At 73.4% G+C, this 22,206-nt stretch carries 23 protein-coding genes; 15 read left to right on the top strand and 8 right to left on the bottom strand.

Going from position 1 to position 22,206, the window contains the following annotated elements; all coding sequences use genetic code 11:
• Positions 1–70 precede the first annotated feature (70 nt).
• Positions 71–1,042, bottom strand: coding sequence for an MsnO8 family LLM class oxidoreductase (locus tag ACJOT3_RS08940; RefSeq protein WP_406970773.1), 972 nt, complete (start codon positions 1,040–1,042; stop codon positions 71–73).
• Between the two features lie 273 nt (positions 1,043–1,315).
• On the opposite strand from ACJOT3_RS08940, the gene ACJOT3_RS08935 reads away from it, so the two are divergent.
• From ACJOT3_RS08935 to ACJOT3_RS08920, 4 genes are read left to right on the top strand one after another with little or no spacing between them, the layout of a single operon-like run.
• Positions 1,316–1,645: a PadR family transcriptional regulator gene (locus ACJOT3_RS08935; RefSeq protein WP_406970771.1), complete on the top strand. Its 330-nt coding sequence runs from the start codon at positions 1,316–1,318 to the stop codon at positions 1,643–1,645.
• A 2-nt stretch (positions 1,646–1,647) separates the two neighbouring features.
• Complete coding sequence (locus ACJOT3_RS08930) at positions 1,648–2,034, top strand: DUF1048 domain-containing protein (RefSeq protein ID WP_406970769.1); 387 nt, start codon at positions 1,648–1,650, stop codon at positions 2,032–2,034.
• Entirely contained in the window at positions 2,034–2,840 is an 807-nt protein-coding gene (locus ACJOT3_RS08925) for an ABC transporter ATP-binding protein (protein WP_406970767.1), read from the top strand. Before ACJOT3_RS08930 ends, ACJOT3_RS08925 begins: the two co-directional genes overlap by 1 nt.
• Positions 2,841–2,851: 11 nt before the next feature.
• A complete protein-coding gene (locus ACJOT3_RS08920) occupies positions 2,852–3,610 on the top strand; it encodes an ABC transporter permease (protein WP_406970765.1) in 759 nt (252 codons plus the stop codon).
• A gap of 39 nt (positions 3,611–3,649) precedes the next feature.
• Here the strand turns inward: ACJOT3_RS08920 and ACJOT3_RS08915 are convergent, their stop codons facing one another.
• Positions 3,650–4,387, bottom strand: coding sequence for an alpha/beta fold hydrolase (locus tag ACJOT3_RS08915; protein ID WP_406970763.1), 738 nt, complete (start codon positions 4,385–4,387; stop codon positions 3,650–3,652).
• A gap of 193 nt (positions 4,388–4,580) precedes the next feature.
• On the opposite strand from ACJOT3_RS08915, the gene ACJOT3_RS08910 reads away from it, so the two are divergent.
• The gene (locus ACJOT3_RS08910; RefSeq protein ID WP_406970761.1) at positions 4,581–5,060 is read left to right on the top strand and encodes a GVDTG sorting domain-containing protein; all 480 of its coding nucleotides are present in this window, start codon (positions 4,581–4,583) and stop codon (positions 5,058–5,060) included.
• A complete protein-coding gene (locus ACJOT3_RS08905) occupies positions 5,060–5,734 on the top strand; it encodes a class F sortase (RefSeq protein WP_406970759.1) in 675 nt (224 codons plus the stop codon). The genes ACJOT3_RS08910 and ACJOT3_RS08905 overlap by 1 nt, the downstream gene beginning before the upstream one ends.
• A gap of 30 nt (positions 5,735–5,764) precedes the next feature.
• On the opposite strand, the gene ACJOT3_RS08900 is transcribed toward ACJOT3_RS08905, so the two are convergent.
• Positions 5,765–6,721 carry an AraC family transcriptional regulator gene (locus ACJOT3_RS08900; protein ID WP_406970757.1) on the bottom strand — a complete coding sequence of 319 codons (957 nt, stop codon included), beginning with the start codon at positions 6,719–6,721 and terminating at the stop codon, positions 5,765–5,767.
• A 122-nt stretch (positions 6,722–6,843) separates the two neighbouring features.
• On the opposite strand from ACJOT3_RS08900, the gene ACJOT3_RS08895 reads away from it, so the two are divergent.
• The gene (locus ACJOT3_RS08895; protein ID WP_406970755.1) at positions 6,844–7,659 is read left to right on the top strand and encodes an NAD(P)H-dependent oxidoreductase; all 816 of its coding nucleotides are present in this window, start codon (positions 6,844–6,846) and stop codon (positions 7,657–7,659) included.
• A 35-nt stretch (positions 7,660–7,694) separates the two neighbouring features.
• Here ACJOT3_RS08895 and ACJOT3_RS08890 read toward each other — a convergent pair whose 3' ends face one another.
• A complete protein-coding gene (locus tag ACJOT3_RS08890; RefSeq protein ID WP_406970753.1) occupies positions 7,695–8,696 on the bottom strand; it encodes a LacI family DNA-binding transcriptional regulator in 1,002 nt (333 codons plus the stop codon).
• 232 nt (positions 8,697–8,928) lie between these two features.
• Here ACJOT3_RS08890 and ACJOT3_RS08885 point away from each other — a divergent pair, with 232 nt between their 5' ends.
• The 5 genes from ACJOT3_RS08885 to ACJOT3_RS08865 all read left to right on the top strand — a co-directional run bounded on the left by ACJOT3_RS08885 (position 8,929) and on the right by ACJOT3_RS08865 (position 14,599).
• Positions 8,929–9,411, top strand: a complete 483-nt coding sequence (locus ACJOT3_RS08885) for a TRAP transporter small permease (RefSeq protein WP_406970793.1) — start codon at positions 8,929–8,931, stop codon at positions 9,409–9,411.
• Complete coding sequence (locus ACJOT3_RS08880; protein ID WP_406970751.1) at positions 9,408–10,682, top strand: TRAP transporter large permease; 1,275 nt, start codon at positions 9,408–9,410, stop codon at positions 10,680–10,682. Before ACJOT3_RS08885 ends, ACJOT3_RS08880 begins: the two co-directional genes overlap by 4 nt.
• A 38-nt stretch (positions 10,683–10,720) precedes the next feature.
• Positions 10,721–11,725, top strand: a complete 1,005-nt coding sequence (locus ACJOT3_RS08875) for a DctP family TRAP transporter solute-binding subunit (RefSeq protein ID WP_406970749.1) — start codon at positions 10,721–10,723, stop codon at positions 11,723–11,725.
• Positions 11,726–11,798: 73 nt separating this feature from the next.
• A complete protein-coding gene (locus tag ACJOT3_RS08870) occupies positions 11,799–13,712 on the top strand; it encodes a sugar phosphate isomerase/epimerase and 4-hydroxyphenylpyruvate domain-containing protein (RefSeq protein WP_406970747.1) in 1,914 nt (637 codons plus the stop codon).
• Positions 13,709–14,599 (top strand): shikimate dehydrogenase, encoded by an 891-nt coding sequence (locus tag ACJOT3_RS08865; RefSeq protein ID WP_406970745.1) that lies wholly within the window; start codon positions 13,709–13,711, stop codon positions 14,597–14,599. The genes ACJOT3_RS08870 and ACJOT3_RS08865 overlap by 4 nt, the downstream gene beginning before the upstream one ends.
• Before the next feature lie 36 nt (positions 14,600–14,635).
• On the opposite strand, the gene ACJOT3_RS08860 is transcribed toward ACJOT3_RS08865, so the two are convergent.
• Positions 14,636–15,007, bottom strand: a complete 372-nt coding sequence (locus tag ACJOT3_RS08860) for a VOC family protein (protein ID WP_406970743.1) — start codon at positions 15,005–15,007, stop codon at positions 14,636–14,638.
• A 61-nt stretch (positions 15,008–15,068) separates the two neighbouring features.
• The gene (locus ACJOT3_RS08855) at positions 15,069–16,379 is read right to left on the bottom strand and encodes a D-arabinono-1,4-lactone oxidase (protein ID WP_406970741.1); all 1,311 of its coding nucleotides are present in this window, start codon (positions 16,377–16,379) and stop codon (positions 15,069–15,071) included.
• 107 nt (positions 16,380–16,486) lie between these two features.
• Here ACJOT3_RS08855 and ACJOT3_RS08850 point away from each other — a divergent pair, with 107 nt between their 5' ends.
• Both ACJOT3_RS08850 and ACJOT3_RS08845 read left to right on the top strand, forming a co-directional pair.
• On the top strand, positions 16,487–17,416 hold the full coding sequence (locus ACJOT3_RS08850) for a LysR family transcriptional regulator (RefSeq protein ID WP_406970739.1): 930 nt from the start codon (positions 16,487–16,489) through the stop codon (positions 17,414–17,416).
• 258 nt (positions 17,417–17,674) lie between these two features.
• Complete coding sequence (locus ACJOT3_RS08845; RefSeq protein ID WP_406970737.1) at positions 17,675–18,232, top strand: hypothetical protein; 558 nt, start codon at positions 17,675–17,677, stop codon at positions 18,230–18,232.
• Between the two features lie 21 nt (positions 18,233–18,253).
• Here the strand turns inward: ACJOT3_RS08845 and xylB are convergent, their stop codons facing one another.
• Both xylB and ACJOT3_RS08835 read right to left on the bottom strand, forming a co-directional pair.
• A complete protein-coding gene (gene xylB / locus ACJOT3_RS08840; RefSeq protein WP_406970735.1) occupies positions 18,254–19,639 on the bottom strand; it encodes a xylulokinase in 1,386 nt (461 codons plus the stop codon).
• Between the two features lie 47 nt (positions 19,640–19,686).
• Positions 19,687–20,640: a sugar-binding transcriptional regulator gene (locus tag ACJOT3_RS08835; protein ID WP_406970733.1), complete on the bottom strand. Its 954-nt coding sequence runs from the start codon at positions 20,638–20,640 to the stop codon at positions 19,687–19,689.
• Positions 20,641–20,817: 177 nt separating this feature from the next.
• Between ACJOT3_RS08835 and ACJOT3_RS08830 the strand changes: the two genes are divergently transcribed.
• Positions 20,818–22,173, top strand: coding sequence for an ABC transporter substrate-binding protein (locus tag ACJOT3_RS08830; RefSeq protein WP_406970731.1), 1,356 nt, complete (start codon positions 20,818–20,820; stop codon positions 22,171–22,173).
• Positions 22,174–22,206: the final 33 nt, after the last annotated feature.

Genomic DNA, 22,206 nt, shown 5'->3' with positions numbered 1-22,206 from the left:
CCTACGACTCCCCCGGAACGGCGCGTCGCCGTGTCCTCGCCAACGCGGTGGCGCGTCCCCGCCGGGACCGCTACGGGGTCCAGAGCGAGGCGAGGAACGCGTCGGTGCTCCCGACCTCCTTGCGGTCGTAGGTGCTGACGTTCGCGAGGATCTCGGAGGCACCGGTCCGGTCGAAGAGGTCGGTGATCGCGTCCTCCACCTGCTCCGGGGTTCCGGCGATCGCACCGTCCATCCAGTCGTCGACCGCCCGGAGCTTCTTCGCGCGGCTCGTTCCGTCGAGCAGGCGCCGCACCTCCTCGACCGGGCGGAGCGCGCGGAACTCACCGACCTCGCGCGAGTCCGCGTACGCCCAGGCCTCGGGGAGCAGCAGGTCGCGGGCGCGCTCGGGGGTCTCCGCGACGGAGATGTCGACGTTCGCCACCAGGTAGGGGGCGGAGCCGGCCGGGCCCGGCCGGAAGTCCCGGAAGTAGGCGTCCAGGCGGTCGGCATCGCGCAGGAGCGGGCCGCCGACCACGGCCGGGAGCCCGAGTTCGGCGGCGAGGGCGAGTCCGCCCCGGACGGCGAGCAGGAACACCGGCGGAGGCTCCACGCGGGGCCTGGGGGTGATCTCGGCCCGCCCGTCCAGGTACCGCCGGACCTCCTCGACCTCGGCCGGGTACTCGCCCTCGCCCAGGGCGGTGCGCCCGAGCGCGCGCCGGATCGGGGCGGTGAAACCGAGCGAGCCGCCCAGCCCCAGGTCGATCCGGCCGGGGTAGAGCGCTTCCAGCAGCAGCGCCTGCTCGGCGACCACCAGCGGGTTGTGGTTGGGGACCATGACCCCGCCCGTGCCGAGGCGGATGCGGCGGGTGCGGGCCCCGATCGCCGCGAGCAGGACGGTGGGGGCCGCGGCGGCGATGCCCGGGACCGCGTGGTGCTCGGCGGTCCAGAACCGGTGGAAGCCCAGTTCCTCCGCGCGGACCGCCCTCTCGACGGTCGTGGCGATCGCCTCCGCGTCGGACTCGCCGCTGCGCGTCCGTGAGCGGTCGAGCAGAGAGATGCGCATCGGGTCCTGGCTCCGTCCGTCGGTGGCGTGATACCTCCCGTTCCCCGATCGGGGCGTGCTCGCCGCGAACGCGTGCGCGAACGGGGAGGCCGTTCCACCGAGTCTGCCCGAGACCGGCGGGAGGCTCCGCTTCCGGGGCGGCGCTTCCGGGGCGGTGCGCCGTGGGCCGCGGTGGTTCTCCGCACCCCGGGTATTCAGTGTTGCTATGTACCGGTACTCAGCAGTACTATGCAGTGGTACTCAGCGGCAATGAGTAGCAAGAGGAGGTGATCCGTGGGCAGGCAGGCGACGGAGATGCTCAAGGGGACCCTGGAGGGCATCGTCCTGGCGGTCCTGGCCGACCGGCCCGCGTACGGCTACGAGATCACGGCGTGGCTGCGGGGGCAGGGCTTCACCGACATCGCCGAGGGCACCGTCTACGCGCTGCTCGTCAGGTTCGAGCGGCGCGGCCTCGTCGACGTGGAGAAGGTCCCGTCCGAGAAGGGGCCGCCGCGCAAGGTGTACTCGCTCAATTCCCAGGGGCGGGAATACCTCGAAGAATTCTGGAGGAACTGGAGTTTCCTCGCGGAGAGGATCGAACAGCTCCGAGAAGGGGGCCGATAGCCATGGCGGCGGAATGGATCGAGAAGGTCACCGGGTCGTTCGAGGAGAAGAGGCGGTATCGGCGGTACAAGGAGCGTGTGAAACAGCTCCCCGAGAACTACCGCGCGGCGATCGAGGCGCTCGACCGGTACCTGATGTACTTCGGGTCGATCACGAAGGGGGACGTCCTGGTGACGATGGCGGACGACCTCATCGACCTGTTCGAGCAGAGCGCGGCGAACGGGACGCCCGTTCGCGACATCGTCGGAGAGGACCCCGTGGAATTCGCCGAGGCGTTCCTGGCGAATTACGCGGAGGGCCAGTGGATCAAGAAGGAGCGGGACCGGCTGAACAGGGCCATCGAACGCGCCGCCGGAGAAGACACCGGAAAGGAAGAGGGCTCCCCCTGATGAAGACGCGAGGAACCCCGGCGATCCGCCTGCGCGGCCTGGAGAAGTCCTTCAAGGACCTGCCGGTGCTGCGCGGGGTGGACTTCGACGTGGAACGCGGCGGGATCTTCGCCCTGCTCGGCTCCAACGGGGCGGGCAAGACCACGGTCGTGAGGATCCTGTCCACCCTGCTCAGGGCCGACGCCGGGACGGCCGAGGTCAACGGCTTCGACGTCGCCGCCCGACCCGCGCGGGTGCGGGAGTCCATCAGCCTGACCGGGCAGTTCGCGGCGGTGGACGAGATCCTCACCGGGCGGGAGAACCTCGTCCTGGTCGCCCGGCTGCGCCACCTCCGGGACCCGGGTGCGATCGCCGACGGCCTGCTCGCCCGCTTCTCGCTGACCGACGCGGGCGGGCGGCGGGTGTCGACCTACTCCGGCGGCATGCGCCGCCGCCTGGACATCGCGATGAGCCTCGTCGGGGACCCGCCGGTGGTCTTCCTGGACGAGCCGACGACCGGGCTCGACCCGCGGGCGCGCGTCGAGGTGTGGGAGACCGTCAGGGGCCTGGCCGACAACGGCACGACGGTGCTGCTCACGACGCAGTACCTGGAGGAGGCCGAGCAGCTGGCCGACCGGATCGCGATCCTGCACCGGGGGCGGATCATCACCGACGGCACCCTGGACGAGCTCAAGGGGCTGCTGCCGCCCGCGAGGGCCGAATACGTGGAGAAGCAGCCGACCCTGGAGGAGATCTTCTTCGCCGTCGTCGGCGACACCGACAGCACCGGTGGCGGCGACCGCCGCACCGGAGCGGACGCGGAGTAGGGGACACGGCCATGGCGACACACTTCCTCGGCGACACCGCCGCCCTCACCGGGCGGACCCTGCGCCACGTCACCCGCAGCCCGGACACGATCATCACGACCGCGGTCATGCCCATCGCCATGATGCTGATGTTCGTGTACGTGTTCGGCGGCGCCATCGACACCGGGCCGGGGCCGTACGTGAACTACATGCTGCCCGGCATCCTGCTGATCACCGTCGCCTCGGGCATCGCCTACACCGCGTTCCGGCTCTTCACGGACATGCGGGGCGGGATCTTCGAGCGGTTCCAGTCCATGCCGATCGCCCGGTCGGGCGTGCTGTGGGCGCACGTGCTGACCTCGCTCACCGCCAACCTGGTCTCGTTGGCGGTGGTCGTGGTCGCGGCCCTGCTCATGGGCTTCCGCTCGGAGGCCGGGCCTTGGGCCTGGCTCGCCGTCGCGGGCATCCTGGTCCTGTTCACCCTGGCCCTGACCTGGATCGCCGTGATCCCGGGCCTGTCGGCGACGTCGGTGGAGGGCGCGAGCGCGTTCTCCTACCCGCTGATCTTCCTGCCGTTCGTCAGCTCGGCGTTCGTGCCCACCGAGACCATGCCCGGCCCGGTGCGCTGGTTCGCCGAGCACCAGCCGGTGACCTCCATCGTCGACACCCTCCGCGACCTGCTGTCGGGGCGACCGGCCGGGGACCTCTGGACCGCCCTGGCCTGGTGCACGGGCATCCTCGTCACCGCCTACGCCCTCGCGATGGTCACCTACCGCGCCAAGGCCTCCTGAACGCCCCTCCGCTCCCGGAGGCCTTCCACCGGAACCACCTCACGCGCCGCTCTCGCGCAGGAAGGCCTCCAGCCGTTCGGTGAAGCCCGGGGCGGCGGCGACGAAGTGGCCGGCGCCCGGGTGCACGGTGCGCTCGCCGCCGAGCGCGTCCGCGAGGGCGTCGCAGATCCGCTCGAACACGGCCGCGTGGCCACCGGAGGCGACGAGCACCGGGACGCCCGCGTCCCGGATCGCGTCGAGCCGCGGGCGTGCCCGGCCGGTGGGCCGGCTGCCGTGCGCCCGCCGGACGACGGCGGCCACCTGCCCGGGGAGGGGGCCATCGCCGACGGGCGCGCCCACGAGGCGGAGGAACTCGCGCAGCTCGGCCGGGTCCGCGTCCATCCCGCGGGTGAGGACCGCCTCGCCGATGCGGTCGAACCGCGCCACCTCGGGGTCGTCGGGGACGAGGTGGTGGAGTGGCGGCTCGATCAGGGTGAGCGAGCGCGCTCCGCCCGGGGCGGCGGCGGCCACGATCAGGGTTCCGAGAACGCCGTAGGAGTGGGCGACCACGTGCGGGCGGCCGGCGAGCAGCGGCGCCAGGTCCCGGGCGTCGACCTCGAAGTCCTGGCCCTTCCGGGGCGGTGGGCTCGGCGGGTGGCCGCGGCGGTGGACGTGGGCCAGTGTCCAGCGGTCGGCCAGCGGGGCGAGGGCGCCCCAGGTCGTCCGCGGCCCGGCACCACCGTGCACCAGCAGGACCTCCGGCCCGGAGCCGTCGCGCACCACCGTGATCTCGTCCACGGGGGCGAGCATAACGGCGCGCACGGTGGAGCATTCCACCGACCGGGCCATGCCGTTTGTCGACAAAGTTTGGCTTTTCGGCGGCCAGGGCAAAAGCAATTTCCCCTCGTTTGTTGCTTTATGTCGGATTTTCCAGCCGCATCGGAGGCCGGGGCACAGGGCTTCGGTCTCCTCGGGAGCACAAGGGGAACACATGGACACGACCCGTACCGTGACGGCCGCTGCCGCGACCCTGATCTTGGGTGGCGCACTGGCTCTGGGAACCGCGGCACCGGCCCTCGCCGAGGACCCGGTCCCGCCACCGCCGCCGGATGTGGACTGCACGGAGATCACCGAGCGCGACTTCGAGGTCAGCGAGGGGGACCCGCACGGCTTCGATGCCGACAATGACGGCATCGGCTGCGAATCGGGTGACTACCCGGTGGACGACGCCGAGGACGAGACCGACGGTACGGACGAGTCCGACGACACCACCGAGGACGGAACCGACACCTCGGACGACTCCGACGACTCGACCGAGGACGAGGACACCCCGGTCGGCGGTGTCGACACCGGTGCCGGCGGGACCGCCGACGGCGGGGCGAACGTCTGGCTGCTCACCGGTGGCGGCGTCCTCGTCGCGGCCGCCGCGGGCGGGCTGATCCTGGCCCGCAGGCCCGGGCACGACGGCTGATGGGCCGTCACAGCCGTCCCGACCGCCGCGGCAATTCCAGTGTCGCGGCGGTCACGGCCGTGTACGCGGGCATCGGCGTCGCGCTGCTGACCCTGGGGCTGGGCCAGGAGTACGCGCCGTCCCCGCCGGTGGCGGAGGTGAGCGCGCCCGATGCCGCGCGCCCGACCCCGCCGAGCGCCTCGGCGCGGGCCGAGGCACCCGCCGCGCTGGGGCGTTCGGCCCCGATGGCGCTGACCGCTCCGGCGATCGGCCTGCGCACCTCGCACCTGGTCGAGCTCGGCCTCACCCCCGACCGCCGCCTGGAGGCCCCGCGGGAGTGGGAGGCCGTCGGGTGGTACTCCCGGGGCGCCGCGCCCGGCCAGGGGGGACCCGCGGTCCTGGCGGGCCACCTGGACTCGCCGACCGGGCCGGCCGTCTTCCACCGGCTGGGCGAGCTGCGGGACCGGGACACCGTCTCGGTCGAACGCGCCGACGGCGCCGTGGTGGAGTTCACCGTCTACGCCGTGGAGCGCCACCCCAAGAACGACTTCCCGACCGAGGACGTCTACGGCGCCACCGAGCGCCCCGAGCTGCGGCTCATCACCTGCGGCGGCGGCTTCGACGCCGCGACCGGCCACTACACGGACAACATCGTCGTCTTCGCCGCCCTCGCGGAGACCCCCGACCCCGGGTGATCGGGCCCGGCACCACGGGCGGGCCCGGCGCTACGGCGCCGATGCCGCGGACAGGGCGCGGTGGCGGCCCGGGCGGACGTCGTACTCGCGGGTGAAGGCCGCGCTCAGCGCGTAGGCGCTGGAGTACCCCACCTGGCGGGCGATGGACTCGATGGTGTCGTCGGTGCGCTGGAGCAGGTCCGAGGCCAGGCACAGGCGCCAGCCGGTCAGGTAGGAGATGGGCGGCTCCCCCATGAGGTCGGCGAACCGGCGGGCGAAGGTCGCCCGCGAGACCCCGGCCTCGCGCGCCAGACCCCCCACGTCCCAGGGGCGGGCCGGCTCGTCGTGGATGGCGCTGAGGGCGGGGCCGACGACCGGGTCGGCGGCGGCCCGGTACCAGCGGGGCGCGGACGCCTCCGGGAGGGCGAACCAGTCCCGCAGGGTGCCGACCAGCACCAGGTCGAGCAGCCGGTCGAGCACCGCCTGCTGGCCGGGCGCGTCGCGGGCGATCTCGGCCTCCAGGAGTTCCAGGGGCGCCGAACGCCGGTGCTCGCCGGGGACCACGAGGACGCGCGGCAGCGCGGTCAGCAGGCGGTCGGCGATCCGGCCGGTCGCGGTGTAGGAGCCGGTGAGCAGGGCGTGCTCGGCGTCCAGGCGGGTGCCGCAGGTCCGCAGGCCCAGGGAGATGCTCTCCTCTGCGAGCACGTTGCCCGCCCCGTCGGTGCAGACCCCCTGTTCGGTCACCACGTAGAAGGGCGCGATCGGCGCGTCCGGGTCGCTGGTGACGGCGAACGGCGCCGGGCCCGTGACGACCGCCAGGTCGCGGTGGGGCAGGCGCACGGGCTCGGCCCCCTCCTGGACGATCCACCCGTCGCCGCGCAGCATGGCCACGAGGGTCATCGACGCGCTCTCGTCGAAGCGGATCGACCAGGGCGGGGACATCAGGTTCCGCCCGACCAGCGCGCCGGAGGACCGGATGTGGTCGAGCACCTCGCTCAGAGTGTCCATGGCGCCAGTCTAGACGCTCGCGTATTCATCCGAGCGGTCAGGCTATTCACCCGTCTCATGGGTGCGGCTTGACTGGGAGCGCGGACGGATCCCGTCCCCGCTCCGACCCGGAAAGGCACCCCATGGCCATCTCCCACAGCCCCGAACCCGGCAGCGCCCTGTGGGTGTACGCGCACCCGCGCCGCGCGTCGTTCAACGACCACCTCTTCCAGGCCGGGACCAAGGCCCTGACCGAGCGGTACGAGGTGGCGACCTCGGACCTGTACGCCCAGGGCTTCGACCCGGTGCTGTCCGAGCGCGACCTGGGCGGGGCGGCGGACCGGCCGGGCAACGTCGCCGTGCTGCACGGGGAGGCGTACTCCCGCGGACTGCTCCCCCCGGACCTGCGGGAGGAGCAGGCCAAGCTCGCCGCCGCGGAGCTGCTGGTGTTGCAGTTCCCGCTGTGGTGGTACGGTCCGCCGGCGATCCTCAAGGGCTGGTTCGACCGGGTGCTGTCCTACGGATTCGCCTACGGCGACTCCGATCCCGCGTCCGGCCTGCCGCGCCGCTACGGCGACGGCGGCCTGGCCGGGCGCAGGGCCCTCGTGGTGGTCACCGCCGGGGAGGACGAGCGCTCCATCGGCCGCCGCGGGATCAGCGGCGACATCGACTCCCTGCTGTTCCCCCTCACCCACGGCACCCTGTGGTACGTGGGCATCGACGTGCTCGACCTGCACGTGGTCCACGACGCCGACTCCCTGGGCGCCGACGGCCTGGAGCGGGAGACCGGGCGGCTGCTCGACCGGCTCGCGACCGTCGGCACCGAGCCCGCCCAGCGGTTCCGCCGCCTGCGGGACGGCGACTACCGCGGCACGCGCGCCCTGCGGGAGGACCTCCTGCCCGGCCGCACCGACCTGGGCGTCCACCTGCTCGGCGACGAGGAGGCCCGGCTCCGCTGAACCGCGCCCCCTGGCGCACGGCCCCGCGCGGCCGGTCAGGGGGCGGCCGGGCCGGTGGAGCGGCGGATGACCAGGTGGGAGGAGAGCACCACCTGCTGCGGGGCGGGCTGGGAGCGCGACAGGGAGCCCTTGCGGGTGAGGAGCTCGACCGCGGCCCGGCCCGCCTCCTCGTGCGGTCCGGCGACCGTGGTCAGGGCGGGGACGCACAGGTCGGCGCCGAAGATGTCGTCGTAGCCGACCACGCTGACCTGGTCGGGGACGGGCACGCCGCGTTCGGCCAGGCGGCGGAGCACGCCGATGGCGAGCAGGTCGTTGTGGGCGACCAGGGCGGTGGCGCCCGCCCCCAGCCCGGCGTCGGCGGCCACCCCGCCGCCCTCCACCCTGGGCGGGAAGGGGCCCAGTCGGCGGGCGGTCATGCCGTGGGCCTCGGCCGCGGCGCGCAGCGCCCGCCAGCGCTGGGCGGCGGGCCAGGAGCGGTGCGGGCCGGAGAGGTAGACCAGGGACCGGTGTCCCAGGGAGGCCAGGTGCTCGACGATCTGGCGGCTGCCCGCCCCGTTGTCCACCACGGCGCTGGGCAGCCCCTCGATCTGCCGGTTGACCAGGACGAGGTTGTACTCGCGGGCCAGGTCCCGGGTGGTCTCCTCCCGCATGCGGCTGGCGGCCAGGACGAACCCGTCGACGGACCGGGACAGGCGCTCGATCCGGTTGCGCTCGTTGTCGGCCGACTCCTCGGTGTTGGCGAGGATGAAGGTCAGCCCGGCCTCGCTGGCGCGCTTCTCGGCGCCCCGGATGGTGCCGAAGAAGTGGGGGTTGGTGATGTCGGGGACCAGCATGGCGATCGTCGCCTTGTGCCCTGATTGCAGGGCGGTGGCCAGCGGGTCGGGCCGGTAGCCCAGGCGTTCGGCGACGGCGAGGACGTGCTCGCGGGTGGCGGGGTTGACCCGGCGGGGGTTGTTGAGGGCGCGGGAGACGGTGGAGGCGGCCACGCCCGCCTCGCGGGCGACGTCGTAGATGGTGGTGCGTCGGGGGGAGCTCATGCCCCCTGCCTACCTTCTGACGGCAACATTTGGCAATCGCTTGCCATTCAACAGAGCCGAAACCTAGAGTTCACGTCACGACGTCGCCGGATGTGGCCCAGGCCACAACCACCTTCGCTGATCAGCGTGGATACCCGTCCCCGACCGGAAAACCACGCCCATGACCCCGCCCTCCCATCCCCCCGACCCCACTCCCCCCGATCCCGCGGCACCGCGCACGCCCGCGGCCCTCATCCGCCTGCTGGAGAAGGCCGAGCTGGCCACCGGCGCCCTGCTGCTCATCGTGATCTTCGTCCTCATGCTCACCCAGGCCTTCCAGCGCCACCTGCCGGTGGCCGGCTGGGTCTGGACCGGTGAGCTCGCCCGCTTCGGCCTGGTCTGGCTGGCCTTCTCGGTCATCGGCTACCTGGTCGGCCGCGACGAGCACATCACCCTCAAGCTCATCGACTTCTTCGCCGGCCCCCGGCTGCTGCGCGGGGTGTGGATCCTCGCCAACCTGGTGGTCGCCGCGGTGGCGGCGGGCCTGGTCGTGGACGCCGCCGAGCTGGTCTTCGGCGGCTCGCCCCAGACCACGCCCGCCCTGGGCGTCCCGCTGTCCTGGACCTACGTCATCCCCATGGCGGGACTGGCCCTGGCGGGCCTGCGCGCCCTGGCCAACACCCTGCTGCCCGCGCCTCCCGCGACGGAGAGCCTGCCCGCGAAGGACACCCGATGAGCGCACTCCTGGTGGTCCTGGGCATCCTGCTCCTGCTGTTCCTGCGCGTGCCCGTGGCGTTCGCGATCCTGGGACCCTGCCTGACCTACATGGCCGCCACCGGCCAGTCCACCGGGCTGAGCCTGCGCACGGCCGCGCAGGAGATCAACAGCTTCCCGCTGCTGGCGGTCCCGCTGTTCATCCTGCTGGGGGTGGTCGCCAACCACACCGGCATCGCCGACCGCATCTTCGCGTTCGCGCAGGTGCTGTTCGGGCGGGTCCGCGCGAGCCTGGGCTACGTCAACATCGGGGTCAGCGTCGGCTTCTCCTGGATCAGCGGGACCGCGCTGGCCGACGTCGCGGGCATGGGCAAGATGCTCGTCCCGGCCATGACCGAACGCGGCTACCCGCGCCGGTTCGCCCTCGGGCTGACCGCCTCCTCCAGCCTCATCAGCCCGGTGATGCCACCGAGCATCCCCGCCATCGTCTACGCCTCCGTGGCCGCGGTCTCCACCGCTGCGCTGTTCGCGGCGGCGGTGATCCCCGCGTTCCTCATCGCCGCGGGGCTGGCCGTGTACGTGTTCATCTGGAGCCGCCGACAGCCGCAGCTGGCGGGCCGCCGCGCCGAACCGGGCGAGTTCCGCCGGGCCGGGGTGCGCGTCATCGGCCCGCTGGGGGCGCCCGTCATCCTGCTGGGCGGCATCCTCAGCGGCGTGTTCACCCCGACGGAGGCGGCCGCGGTCGGCGTGGCCTACATCGTCTTCCTGGGCTTCTGCTACCGGCGCCTGACCCTGCGCTCCCTGTGGACCATCACCGTCGAGACCGCCACGACGGCGGCCTCCATCGCCGTCATCCTGGCGGCGTCCGGGCTGCTGGGCTGGGTGCTGGCCCGCGAACGCGTCCCCCAGGACATCGCCGCGTTCCTGCTCGGGTTCACCGACAGCCCGGTCGTCTTCCTGCTGCTGGTCAACATCGCGCTGATCCTCATCGGCACGATCCTGGAGCCCATCGCCGCCCTGGTCATCACCGTCCCGGTGCTGCTGCCCATCGCCGTGCAGTTCGGCGTGGACCCGGTCCACTTCGGGGTCATCACCATCGTCAACCTGATGATCGGCCTGCTCACCCCGCCCATCGGCGGTGTCCTCTTCGTCCTGGGCTCGGCGACCCGCACCCCCATGCACGAGGTCTTCCGCGGCACCGCGCCCTTCCTGATCCCCCTGCTCGTCATCCTGGCCCTGCTCACGGTCGCCCCCGACCTCGTGCTGTTCCTCCCCAACCGGCTCGACCTCTGAATCCCCCTCCGCCCCCTCCGACCCCCCGAGGAGTCCGTGTGAACCGCCTGCTGCGCACGACCGCACCCGCCCTGGCCGCCGTCCTGGCCCTGACCGCCTGTTCCTCGTCCTCCGACGGCGGGGACGAGGGGCGGGGCACCACCCTGACCTTCTCCAACAGCTACACCGAGGACCACCCGCACACCCGCTGCGGCATCGACCTGGTCGCCGAGCGGGTGGCCGAGGCCGACGTCGACCTGACCGTCGACACCTTCCCCAACAGCCAGCTCGGCAGCAACACCGAGACCTTCGCCTCCGTCATGTCGGGCGACATCGACATGGACGTCCAGGGCTCGGCCGCCCTGGGGGCCGCCCACTCCCCCATCGGGGTGTTCGACGCCGCCTACGCGTTCGACGACGTCGACCACATGTTCTCCTTCTTCGACTCCCCGGCCGCCGACCCGGTGAAGGACGGGTTCACCGAGGTCACCGACGCCCGCATCCTCGACGTCTGGTACTTCGGGGAGCGCCACTTCACCGCGAACCGGGCCATCCGCGGCCCCGAGGACCTGGCGGGCCTGCGCATGCGCTTCCCCGACTCCCCCATCTACCTCGCCAACGCCGCGGCCCTGGGCGCCAGCCCCACCGCCGTCGCCTTCGAAGAGGTCTACATGGCCCTGCAACAGGGCATCGTCGACGGCCAGGAGAACCCGATCGCCACCATCGCCGCGGACAACTTCGACGAGGTCCAGTCGCACATCAGCCTCTCCCGCCACCAGATCGGCTCGCAGATGATCGTGGTCTCCGGGGCCACCTGGGCCGGGCTCACGCCCGAGCAGCAGGAGGCGCTCCAGGAGGCCGTGTCCTCCGTCCGCGAGGACAACCGCGCCTGCATCGAGGAGGCCGAGGCGGAGACGCTCGCCGAGTGGGAGGCCACCGGGGCCATCGAGGTCGTCGACGACGTGGACGTGGAGACCTTCCGCGAGCGGGCCCGCGCGTACTTCGAGGAGACCCTGGAGGGCGAGGAGCTGGAGCTGTACCGGAGCTTCCAGGACGCCGACTGAGGCACGCCCCGCACCGCCCCATCGACCGGGCGCGGCCCGCCCGCGCCCCCGACCGGAATCGGAGTCCGCTCACATGCGGCGTTCCATCGCCACCGTCTGCCTCAGCGGCACCCTCGAAGAGAAACTGCGGGCCGCCGCCCGGGTCGGTTTCGACGGGGTCGAGATCTTCGAGAACGACCTCGTCGCCTCCCCGCTGCGCCCCCGGGAGATCCGGGCCCTGGCCCAGGAGCTGGGCCTGACCATCGACCTCTACCAGCCCTTCCGCGATTTCGAGGGGGTGGACGACACGACCCTGGCCGCGAACCTGCGGCGGGCCGAGGCCAAGTTCGCCCTCATGGTGGAACTGGGCGTCGACACCGTCCTGGTGTGCTCCAACGCCACGGCGTCGGCGGTCGACGACGACGCCCGGGCCACCGCCCAGCTGCGGCTGCTGGCCGAGACCGCCGAGCAGTACGGGGTCCGGGTCGCCTACGAGGCGCTCGCCTGGGGGACCCGGGTGTCCACCTACCGGCACTCCTGGGAGCTCGTCCGCCGGGCCGACCACCCCTCGCTGGGGCTGTGCCTGGACAGCTTCCACATCCTGTCCCGCGGGGACGACCCGGCGGGCATCCGCGACATCCCCGGGGAGAAGCTGTTCTTCCTCCAGCTCGCGGACGCGCCGCGGCTGAGCATGGACGTGCTCCAGTGGAGCCGCCACCACCGGTGCTTCCCCGGCCAGGGCGGGTTCGACCTGGCGGCGTTCACCGGGCACGTGCTGGCCGCCGGGTACACGGGGCCGCTGTCGCTGGAGGTGTTCAACGACGTGTTCCGGGCGGGCGACGCGGGGCGGACCGCGGCCGACGCGCTGCGTTCGCTCACCGTGCTGGAGGACGCGCTCGCCCGCCGGGGCGGCCCTGCCCGCGGGGACGTCCCCGGCCACCGGGAGGCCCCCGACCCGGGGCGGCCGTCCGTGACGCTGGCCCGGCTGCCCGAACCGCAGGTCCCGCGGGGGTTCGGGTTCGTGGAGGTGGCCGCGGGCGGGGAGGCGGCGGGCCGGATCCGCTCCCTGCTCGCCGCCCTGGGGTTCGCCCACACCCGGGACCACCGCTCCAAACCGGTGCAGCTGTGGGAGCACGGGCCCGCCCGCGTGCTGCTCAACGCGGCCGACCCCCGCCTGGGCCACACCTGGGGCGGGGCCGCCTCGGTCACCGCGCTCGGCCTGGTCATGGACTCCCCCGAACGCTCCGCCGCCCGGGCCGAGCGGCTGTGCGCGCCGGTGCTGGCGCGGCGGCACGACCCGTCCGAGACCCCGCTGCACGCGGTGGCGGCGCCGGACGGCACCGCCGTCTTCCTCTGCCCGGCCGGGGACGGCGGGGAGGAGCCCTGGCTGTCGGACTTCTCCGCCCCCGCGGTCGGCGACGTCCACCCCGGCGGCGGCCCCGCCCTCACCGGGATCGACCACGTGGGGCTGCACCAGCCCTTCGCCCACTTCGACGAGGCCTCGCTGTTCTACACCGCCCTGCTCGGCCTGTCCCCGGGGGAGAGCACGGAGCTGGCCTCGCCCGAGGGGCTGATCCGCAGCCGGGCCCTGGCCGGGGCCGGCGGCGGGCCGCGGATCGCGCTGAACGTCTCCCTGATCGGCGACGGGCCCCGCGCCGACGCCGCCGGAGGCGTCCAGCACATCGCCCTGGCCTGCGACGACGTCATCGCGGTGGCCGAGGCGGCGGTGGCGGCCGGACTGCGGATCCTGCCCGTGCCCGACAACTACTACGACGACCTGGCGGCGCGCACCGACCTGCCGCCGCACCGAAGAGAGCACATGAGAAGGCTGAACATCCTCCACGACCGGGAACCCGGCGGCGGTGGCGAGTTCCTCCACTTCTTCACCCCGCTGCTGGACGGGCACCTCTTCTTCGAGGTGGTCCAGCGCGTCGACGGCTACGCGGGCTACGGGGCGCGCAACACGCCGGTGCGGCTGGCGGTCCACCGGACGGAGCGCGCCGCGTGAGGGGGACGGCGGCCGCGGCGGAGCGGTCCTTCCTGGTCGGGCTGATCGGCGCGGGGATCGGCCCGTCGCTCACCCCGGCGATGCACGAGCGGGAGGCCGCCGCCCTGGGGCGCCGGCTGGTGTACCGGACGATCGACATCGACGTCCTGAACCTGCCGCCCGAGGCCGTGGGGGAACTGGTCCGCACCGCCCCGCACTACGGTTTCGACGGCCTCAACATCACCCACCCGTGCAAGCAGCTGGTGCTGCCGCACCTGGACCGGCTCGCGCCGGACGCGGCGGCCCTGGGGGCGGTCAACACGGTGGTGTTCGAGGGCGGTGCCGCGGTCGGCCACAACACCGACTGGTCGGGGTTCCTGGGAGCCCTGGAGGCCGGGCTGCCCGGGGCGCGGCGCGACCGGGTGGTGCTGCTGGGGGCCGGCGGGGCGGGGGCGGCGGTGGCCCACGCCCTGTTCACCTCGGGCACCGGGGAGCTGGTGGTCGCCGACCCGGACCCGTCGCGCGCGCGGGACCTGGCGCGGGGGTTGTCGGCCCGTTTCCCGGACCGGGTGTGCCGGGCGATCGCGCCCGGGGAGCTGCCCGGGCACCTGGCCGGGCATCCGGCCGCGGCCGACGGGCTGGTGAACGCCACCCCGGTGGGCATGGCGGACCACCCGGGCCTGCCCCTGCCCGAGGAGCTGCTGGACCCGTCGACGTGGGTGGCCGACCTCGTCTACCGCCCGCTGCGCACCGCGCTGGTGGCCGCGGCCGAACGGCGCGGCTGCCCGGTCCTGCCCGGCGGCCGCATGGCCGTCCTCCAGGCCGTGGAGGCGTTCGAGCTGATCACCGGCCTGGTCCCCGACCGCGACCGCATGTCCGCCCACTTCACCCGCCTCACCGCGGGGTGAGGCGGCGGTGCCGGCCGGCCGCCGGGGCCCCGGCGGTCAGTCGGCGCGTACCAGGCAGAAGGGGTGGCCGGCGGGGTCGAGGTAGACCCGGAAGGAGTCCGGGGCGGGCTGGAACCCGGCCTTGCGGGCGCCGATCGCGAGCACCCGCTGCTCGCCGGTGTCGAGGTCGGGGACGTCGAAGTCCAGGTGCAGCTGCTGCGGGCGCTCGTCGCCCGGCCACTCGGGCGGCACGTGGCCGGGCGCCTTCTGGAAGGCGAGCGTGGCGCCGGTACCGCTCACCAGCTGGATCCAGGTGTCGTCCTCCCAGGGGCCGACCCGCCACCCGGTGATCGCGGCGTAGAACTCGGCCAGGGAGACGGGGTCGGGGCAGTCGAGTGCGACGAGGCTGAACGCGGCGATGGAATCCATGGCCCCCGACCCTAGGAGCGGCCTGGGACCCGGTCAAGGCACCGGGTCGGCGGCGCCGCGATCAGATCGCCGTGCCCCGCACGGGTCCCAGCACGCGCCGCACGTGGTCGTTGGTGAAGGTCCCGTTCGGGTCGAGCCGGGCCCGGACCGCCTGGAAACGGTCCCAGGCGGGGTAGAGGGGGGCCAGCTCCTCGGCGCCGAGCAGGTGGCGCTTGCCCCAGTGGGGGCGGCCGCCGTGGGCCAGCGCGATGTCCTGGACCGCCCGGAAGTACCGCTGCCACGGCATCCCCGTGAACATGTGGACCGCGATATAGGCCGTCTCCCGCCCGTAGGACGGGCTCAGGTGCGCCTTCTCGTCGGCGGCCACGAACCGCACCTCGATCGGGAAGTTGACGTCCGGTCCCCGGTCGTGGATCGTACGCCGGATCTCGGAGAGCACCGGGGCGCACGCCGCGCGGGGGACGGCGACCTCCATCTCCGTGAACCGCACCGAACGCCTGCTCGCGAACACCCGGTGGCTGTGGTCGATGTGGTCGGCGGGTGTCATCAGCCCGGTAATGGCCCGGTTCAGGGCCGGGATCGCCGCGGGGAACCGGCGTCCCGCGCGGCAGGCCGCCTCGACCACCCCGTTCTCCACAAGTTCGGACACGCGCCGGGCCGCCGGGCTCGGCGGCCGCAGCGGTTCATCGGTGCGGTTGTTCAGCTTCACCAGCGCCTTCGCGGTGTGCGGGAACCAGAAGAACTCGAAGTGGTCGTTGCCGTCGACGAGTTCGTCGAGGCGGTCCACGACCTCCGCCAGCGCCATGGTGCGGGTCCGGGCGTGGAGCGCGAACGCGGGCACGACGCGGAGCCGGTAGCCGGTGGCGACCCCCAGCGCGCCGAGGCCCACCCGGGCCGCGGCCAGGGTCTCCGGGTCGTCCTCGGTGCAGGTCAGGGTGCTGCCGTCGGCCAGCACGAGGTCGACGGCCTCCACCTGGGTGGCGAGGTTGCCGAGCAGGCGGCCGGTCCCGTGGGTAGCGGTGGACGTCGCCCCGGCGACGCTCTGGCTGTCGATGTCGCCGAGGTTGGCCAGGGCGAGGCCGTGGTGGGCCAGCTCGGCGTTCAGCTCGGAGAGCCGCGTCCCGGCGCCGACCGTGACCACTCCGGCCCCGGTGTCCACGTGCCGGATCCCGCTGAGGTGGTCCAGGTTCAGCAGCAGGCCGTCGGTGCAGACGAGGTCGCCGAACGAGTGCCCCGCGCCGACGACGCGAACGGTCCGGCCCGCGTCGGCGGCCTCCTTGGTGGCGAGGGCGACCTCGTCCACCGAGCGGGGTCGGAGGTACCGGCCCGGTGTGCAGGATTCGTCTCCGGCCCAGTTGGTCCATGTGGTCACGGGTGCGGGTCTCCTTCGCTTCTCGGCTCGTCGCGGCCCCTCATGCTCGTATCAACCCCGCTGTGATGTGAAACACCAAAAAGGCGGTGATCTACAATCCGGGAGTTGTGGATGTACATCTGCGCCGTCTGCGCGCGTTCGTCACCGTCGCGGAAGAGCTGCACTTCACCCGGGCGGCGGCAAAGCTGTTCGTCGCGCAGCAGTCGCTCAGCAAGCAGATCGCCGACCTGGAGTCGGAGGTGGGCACCCCGCTGTTCGAGCGCACCTCGCGCAGGGTCGACCTCACCCCGGCGGGCGAGGTGTTCCTCGCGGCCGTCCGCGAGGCCCTGGCCCTGGTCGACCGGGGCGCCGAGGAGGCCCGCAACGTCGGCAGCGGCGGGCACGCGACGCTGCGGGTGGGCTTCGTCGCGGGCGCCGCGCTCGAACTGACGACGCACATCCTCGGCGGGTTCACGGACCGCTTCCCCCACGCCCGCGTGGAGCTGCGCGAGTTCGGTCTCGCCGATCCGACCGCCGGGCTGGCGGCCGCGGAGACCGATGTGGCGTTCATCCGGCTGCCGTGCACCACGCGGGGGCTCGTCGTCCACCCGCTCTTCACCGAGCCCTGCGTTGTGGGCGTCAGCACGGCCCACCCCCTGAGCGGCCGCGATCGCGTTCGGGTGGAGGACCTCGCCGACCAGCCGATCGCCGTCGGCCGAACCGGCGACGCCGTGTGGCGCGCCTTCTGGACCCTGGGGCACCGTCCCGGTGCCGCGCGCCCGGCACGCCTGGTCGAGACGACCTCGCAGAGCGAGGAGATGGAGGTCGTGGCCGCCGGGATGGCCTGCTGCCTCACACCGGCGGCGGCCGTGCGCTACTCGCCCCGCCCCGGGATCCGGTTCCTCCGGATCGAGGACCACCCCGGGTCGGTCGTCGCCGTGGCGCACCGCGACCACGCCGGCGGCCCCCTGGTCTCCGGCTTCGTCGAGGCGGCGGCCGCCGCCCGGGAGCGGGCGCCCGAGGTCGTCCGCGCCATCGAGAGCGCCGGCCTGTCCTGAGGGCCTGGCGCGGACACCGCCCGCGGCACGGCACCCGGTCAGCGTCACGCAGGCGCCGCCGGGTGGCCAGGACTCCTATCACCGGGTGACAGAAAGACCGTCACCCGGGCACAGACGGGGGCCGCGCCGAACGCCCGGCGCGACCCACGGGCGGCGGCCTCCTCCGGGACCCGCAGCCCTTGTCCCGTCGGGGTTTCCGGCCTAGTTTGGACGCCACCCGCGCGGAGTTCCCCCCACAACGAGAGACGGGTCCGTACTGTGGCTCCTTTCCTTCCCCCCGAGGACCTCGACCGGCTGGTCCGCTCCCAGCGCCGCCTGGTCGCCCTGGCCCTCGTCGCGATCGCGCTGGTCGTCGCCGCGGGCGCCGTCGCCATCTGGGCCGATGTCCGCTTCCCGGCCGCGGCGGTCGGGGCCGTGGCCGTCCTCGGCCTGAGCTTCGCGGCGATCGCCCCCCGCCAGCGCCTGCTGGGCGAGCTCGGACTCACCCGGGAGGAGGCCACCGCCCTGCTGCGGGCCGAGCGCGAACGCCGCAGCGGCGTCGCCGCCCTGCCCGCCCGGTCCCGCGCCCGGCGCGAGACCGTCAAGGCCGCCCTCTTCCTCGCGGTGGGGCTGGTCCTGGCCGTGTGCTTCGTCGCGTGCGCCTACTACATCTTCACCACGGGGGGACAGGTCCGCCCGGAGGGCGAACCCCTCGGCCCGGGACTGCCCGTCGCCTTCTTCCTGGGCTTCGTCTCCCTGCTCGCCCCCGTCTTCCTGCTGGGCGCGAAGCGGCACTGGGAGGAGGCGCGCGACTGGCGCCGCGCCGACCGGGACTGACGCCCGGCCGGGCGGCGTGGTTCAGGCGCCGTGGACGGCGCGGCGGACCTCGGTGTAGCGTTCGCGCACCTGCGGGGCCGGGTCCGCGCCGACCGCGACCTCCGGGCCGCCGGGCTTCCACTCGGGCGGGGCGGCCGTGCTCGCCAGGGCCCAGGCGGCCTGGCGGGCGGCGCCCAGGGCCACGTACTCGGCGGGTTCGGGCACCACCACCGGCACCTCCAGCACCGTGGCGGCGACCCGGCGCACCGCCTCCGACCGCGCACCGCCGCCCACCAGCAGTATCCGGCGCACCGGAACGCCCCGGTCGGTGAGCGCCGCCAGCCCGTCGGCCAGCCCGCAGAGCATCCCCTCCACCGCGGCCCGGGCCACGTTGGCCGGATCCATGTTCCGCCGGCGCATCCCGTGCAGCGAGCCCGCGGCCGTGGGCAGCGCCGGGGTCCGCTCCCCGTCCAGGTAGGGCAGCATCACCAGCCCGCCCGCGCCCGGTACGGCGGACAGCGCCAGCGCGTCCAGCCCGGCCAGGTCGGTGCCCAGCAGCTCCGCGGTCGCGGTCAGCACCCGGGCCGCGTTCAGGGTCGCCGCCAGCGGCAGGTACCGCCCGGTGGCGTCGGCGAACCCGCACACCGTCCCCGACGCGTCGCGCACCGGCGTCTCGCTCACCGCGAACACCGTCCCGCTGGTGCCGACGGACAGCACCGCGTCGCCCCCGCCGAGTCCCAGGCCCAGGGCCGCGCCCATGTTGTCGCCGGTGCCCGGGGCGATCACCGCCCCCGTGGGGGTGTGTCCCACCGCCTCTTCGGGTGCGGCGACCTGCGGGGTGTCCAGCCCTCGGCCGAAGGCCCGCTCCAGCAGGTCGGGGCGGTACTCCCCGGTGCTCGGTGACCAGTACCCGGTCCCGGAGGCGTCGCCCCGGTCCGTGGTGGGTGCGCTCCGTCCTCCCGCCAGCCGCCAGGTCAGCCAGTCGTGCGGCAGCATCACCCCGGTCGTGCGCGCGGCGGTCTCCGGTTCGTGCTCGGCGAACCAGCGCAGCTTGGCCACCGTCAGCGACACCCCGGGCACGTTGTCCACCGCCTCCGCCCAGGCCTGCGGCCCGCCCAGTTCGGCGATCAGGTCGTCGGCGGCCCCGGCCGAACGGGTGTCGTTCCACAGCAGCGCCTCGCGCACCACCGCACCGCCCTCGTCGACGGTCACCATGCCGTGCTGCTGCCCGGCCACGGCGATCGCCGCCACACCGTCGAGCAGCCCCGACGACGCCTCGCTGAGCGCCGCCCACCAGGCGCGCGGGTGCACCTCGGTGCCGTCCGGGTGCGGGGCGCGCGCCTCGCGCACCACCCTCCCATCGTCGGCGTCGCAGACCACGATCTTGCAGGACTGGGTCGAACTGTCGATTCCGGCGACCAGGGTCATGACGACTCCACGGGGGTGTCCAGGGGGCGGGGGTTGCGGCGACTCGGCTACTCCGCCTCCAGCAGGGCGCGCGCCGTCTCCGCGTCGGTGACCAGGGACGAGATGATGCCGGTGCGCAGGACCGCGTGGATCGCCGAGGACTTGCCCGGACCACCCGCGACCGCGATCACCTCCGGCACCTCCCTCAGCTGCTCCAGGGTGATCGCGATGACGCGTGAGGCGAGGCCGGGGGCGACGGGCACCCCCTCGCCGTCCACCGTCCGGGCGCACACCTCGGCGCGCACCCCCTCGTGTTCCAGGGCGATCCCCTCGGCGGGGCTGAGGGCGTCCCTGACCAGGGACAGGGATCGCGACCAGGATCCTATGGCCACCACGGCCTTGTCCAGATCCCTGTAGCGCTGCATGGCCTCGGCCACCTGGGGCTGCTCGCGCAGGGCGCCGGCGGTGGCGGCGTCGGAGACCACCAGCGGCGCGTAGATGGGGTAGGCGGGGCCGCGGGCCAGGCTGGCGACCCGGCGCACGACCTCCACCGAGTTCTCCTCCACCCCGCCGGGGAGCACCCCGGTCAGCTGCACCACGGTGACCCGGGGCAGCGGGCCCAGGGCGAGGGTCATGGCGTTGAGGGTGCGCGAACAGGCCAGGCCCAGGACGTCGTCCTCATTGAGGATCTCGGTGAGGTATTCGGCGGCGATCCGCCCCAGATCTCGGTGGACCGGTTCCCCCTCCCCCGCCCCGGTCACCGCGATGGCCTGGCGCAGCCCGTAGGCCGTGCGCAGGCGCCGCGACAGGTCGGCGTCCACCTCCGTGGGCGCGGCGATCTCGATCCGGACGATCCCGGCGGCCCGGGCCTCGTCGAGGATGCGGGCGACCTTGAAGCGGCTGATGGAGAAGTCCTCGGCGATGCGCACCTTCGACTCACCGTCGATGTAGTACCTGCGCGCGATCTCGGTCGCCCTGATCAGTTCCGTCGGCCGGAAGGACGGCTCCATCCACACCCCCATGTTTCGCTCATATGAGCATCAGATTGCTCATTATTGCATCTGATCTTGACCAGTGGAACAGATCACACTTTCAATGGTCCCAATCTTGCTCATCTGCTCTTTCGCCCGCTCATATGAGCAGGCATGGGTAAGCACCGATCGCCCGCCCCCCGGGCCTGGGCCCCAGAAGGAACAGCCATGCTCGAACGCGCACCAAGACATGTACTCGCCGGCACCGCCGCGAGCCTCGTACTCGCCCTCAGTGCCTGTGCCGGAGCCGGCGGCGGCAGCGGAACCGACGGCGTCCGCACGATCACCGTCGCCACGGTGTCCAATCCGCAGATGGAGGACATCCAGGCGCTGATCGACGAATTCCACGACGAACACCCCGACATCGAGGTCGAGTTCGTCGTCCTACCGGAGAACCAGCTCCGCGACCGGGTCACCCAGGACATCGCCACCCAGGGCGGCCAGTACGACGTCGTCACCATCGGCACCTACGAGGTCCCCATCTGGGCCGAGAACGACTGGCTCCTGGACCTGGGCGGGAACGCCTCCGCCCCCGAGTACGACATCGACGACCTCATCCCCACCGTGCGCTCGGCCCTGTCCCACGAGGACGGGCTGTACGGCGCCCCCTTCTACGGGGAGTCGTCCTTCCTCATGTACCGCACCGACCTGTTCGAGGAGGCCGGACTGGAGATGCCCGAGAACCCCACCTGGGAGCAGGTCGCGGAGTTCGCCGAGGAACTCGACGACCCGGACGCGGGGGTGTCCGGCATCTGCCTGCGCGGCGTCCCCGGCTGGGGAGAGCTCCTCGCCCCGCTCAACACGGTGATCCTCACCTACGGCGGCCGCTGGTACGACGAGGAGTGGAACGCCCACCTGGACTCGCCCGAGGTCCTGGAGGCCGTGCGGACCTACGTCGACCTGGTCCGGGACCACGGCCAGCCGGGCGCGCCCAACGCCGGGTTCACCGAATGCCTCACCACCATGGCCCAGGGCGACGCGGCCATGTTCTACGACGCCACGGTCGCCGCGGGCAACCTGGAGGACCCCGCCTCCAGCAGCGTCGTGGGCCGGATCGGCTACGCCCCGGCGCCCCGGCAGGAGACCGAGCACGCGGGCTGGCTGTGGGCATGGGCCCTGTCCATCCCCACCACCTCGACCGAGCAGGAGGCCGCCTGGGAGTTCGTCTCCTGGGCCACGTCCAAGGAGTACCACCGGCTCGTCGGCGAGCGGCTGGGCTGGGAGCGCGTCCCGCCGGGCGCGCGGGTGTCGACCTACGACATCCCCGAGTATCAAGCAGCGGCGGAGGCGTTCGCCCTGCCCACCTACGACGCCATCGACAACGTGGACGTCGAGCAGCCCGGCCTGCACCCGCAGCCCTGGACCGGCGTGCAGTACGTGGCCATCCCGGAGTTCCAGGACCTGGGGACCCGGGTCTCCCAGGAGATCTCCGCCGCCATCGCCGGACAGCAGACCGTCGAGGAGGCGCTGGCCAAGGCGCAGGAGTACGCGGAGGAGACCGCTGAGCAGGGCGGTTACCGCTGACCCGACCCGGCCGGGCCGCGGACCCGCGGCCCG

The organism is Nocardiopsis protaetiae, assembly GCF_045446735.1.
GTDB lineage: Bacteria > Actinomycetota > Actinomycetes > Streptosporangiales > Streptosporangiaceae > Nocardiopsis > Nocardiopsis protaetiae.
This window is presented reverse-complemented; position numbering and strand designations above follow the sequence as displayed.

Bases quoted from the DNA above. Each gene is read 5' to 3' on its own strand.
- ACJOT3_RS08940 (WP_406970773.1), bottom strand. From the start codon at position 1,042: ATGCGCATCTCTCTGCTCGACCGCTCACGGACGCGCAGCGGCGAGTCC.
- ACJOT3_RS08930 (WP_406970769.1), top strand. From the start codon at position 1,648: ATGGCGGCGGAATGGATCGAGAAGGTCACCGGGTCGTTCGAGGAGAAG.
- ACJOT3_RS08925 (WP_406970767.1), top strand. From the start codon at position 2,034: ATGAAGACGCGAGGAACCCCGGCGATCCGCCTGCGCGGCCTGGAGAAG.
- ACJOT3_RS08920 (WP_406970765.1), top strand. From the start codon at position 2,852: ATGGCGACACACTTCCTCGGCGACACCGCCGCCCTCACCGGGCGGACC.
- ACJOT3_RS08910 (WP_406970761.1), top strand. From the start codon at position 4,581: ATGGACACGACCCGTACCGTGACGGCCGCTGCCGCGACCCTGATCTTG.
- ACJOT3_RS08905 (WP_406970759.1), top strand. From the start codon at position 5,060: ATGGGCCGTCACAGCCGTCCCGACCGCCGCGGCAATTCCAGTGTCGCG.
- ACJOT3_RS08900 (WP_406970757.1), bottom strand. From the start codon at position 6,721: ATGGACACTCTGAGCGAGGTGCTCGACCACATCCGGTCCTCCGGCGCG.
- ACJOT3_RS08895 (WP_406970755.1), top strand. From the start codon at position 6,844: ATGGCCATCTCCCACAGCCCCGAACCCGGCAGCGCCCTGTGGGTGTAC.
- ACJOT3_RS08890 (WP_406970753.1), bottom strand. From the start codon at position 8,696: ATGAGCTCCCCCCGACGCACCACCATCTACGACGTCGCCCGCGAGGCG.
- ACJOT3_RS08880 (WP_406970751.1), top strand. From the start codon at position 9,408: ATGAGCGCACTCCTGGTGGTCCTGGGCATCCTGCTCCTGCTGTTCCTG.
- ACJOT3_RS08870 (WP_406970747.1), top strand. From the start codon at position 11,799: ATGCGGCGTTCCATCGCCACCGTCTGCCTCAGCGGCACCCTCGAAGAG.
- ACJOT3_RS08860 (WP_406970743.1), bottom strand. From the start codon at position 15,007: ATGGATTCCATCGCCGCGTTCAGCCTCGTCGCACTCGACTGCCCCGAC.
- xylB (WP_406970735.1), bottom strand. From the start codon at position 19,639: ATGACCCTGGTCGCCGGAATCGACAGTTCGACCCAGTCCTGCAAGATC.
- ACJOT3_RS08835 (WP_406970733.1), bottom strand. From the start codon at position 20,640: ATGGGGGTGTGGATGGAGCCGTCCTTCCGGCCGACGGAACTGATCAGG.
- ACJOT3_RS08830 (WP_406970731.1), top strand. From the start codon at position 20,818: ATGCTCGAACGCGCACCAAGACATGTACTCGCCGGCACCGCCGCGAGC.